Source organism: Pseudomonas oryzihabitans (assembly GCF_032027545.1).
Lineage (GTDB): Bacteria > Pseudomonadota > Gammaproteobacteria > Pseudomonadales > Pseudomonadaceae > Chryseomonas > Chryseomonas oryzihabitans_F.
Map to the genome: position 1 here is coordinate 1 of NZ_JAVSJB010000078.1, position 1,117 is coordinate 1,117.

1 protein-coding gene is annotated in these 1,117 nt (G+C 66.9%); it reads right to left on the bottom strand.

The genetic code is table 11. The annotated features are described in order from the left end of the window. Positions 1–1,117 (bottom strand): methyl-accepting chemotaxis protein (locus RND78_RS27770; RefSeq protein ID WP_409457156.1); only part of this gene is annotated, 1,117 nt, incomplete at both ends.

Below are 1,117 nucleotides of genomic sequence, written 5' to 3' on the forward strand. Positions count from 1 at the left end.
CTCCTCGGAGGCCGAGGCGTTTTGCTGGGTGATCTGGCTCAGTTGCAGCATGGCGCCGTTAATCTGCTCCACTCCGCTACTTTGTTCTTCGGACGCGGAGGCGATTTCTTGCACCAGATCGGAGGTCCTGCTGATGGACGGTACGATTTCGTCGAGCAGTGACCCGGCGCGCTCGGCCAGGGCTACGCTGCTCTTGGCCACGGTGCCGATCTCCTGGGCCGCCACCTGGCTGCGTTCGGCCAGTTTGCGCACCTCAGCGGCCACCACCGCGAAGCCCTTGCCGTGCTCGCCGGCGCGCGCCGCTTCGATGGCCGCGTTCAGCGCCAGCAGGTTGGTCTGGTAGGCGATGTCGTCGACGATGCCGATCTTGTCGGCAATGGTCTTCATCGCCACCAGGGTATCGCCCACTGCCTGGCCACCCTCGCCCGCCTCGCGCGCGGCCTTGCCGGCCATGCCATCGGTGACCTTGGCGTTCTCGGTGTTCTGGGCGATGGACGCCGACATCTGCTCGACGCTGGCGCTGGTTTCCTCCACGGACGCCGCCTGCTCGGTGCTGGCCTGGCTCATGCTCTGGGCGGTGGCGGAAATCTCTTCCGAGGCACTGGCCAGGGCATCGGCCGACAGGCGCACGTCGCCGATGATCTGGTTCAGCTTGCCGACGGTGCCATTGACGGAGTTCTTCAGCTCCAGCAGTTGACCCTGGTAGTCGCCGTCCACGGTTCGGCTCAGGTCACCCTGGGCCAGGCCACCCATCACCGCCATGGCCTCGTTGACCGGAGCGACGATGGCATCCAGGGTGCCGTTGATGCCGGCCACGATGCGGCGGAAGTCGCCCTGGTGGGCGCTGGCATCGGCGCGGGTGTCCAGGCGACCGGCCATGGCGGCCTGGCTCAACTGGTTGGCGTCCTCGACCAGGCGCTGGATGTTGCCGCGCACCTGCTCGAGGTTGTCGTTGATCACCGCCTTCTTGCCCGGGAAACGTTCCAGCTGGGCGGCCAGGTTGCCCTCGCCGAAGCTCTTCACGCAGGCCATGGCCTTGGCCGAATCGCTCAGGTGGCCGGCGACCATGGCATTGACGCCTTCGGCCATGCTGCGGAAGGTGCCCTGGAAGCGCTCC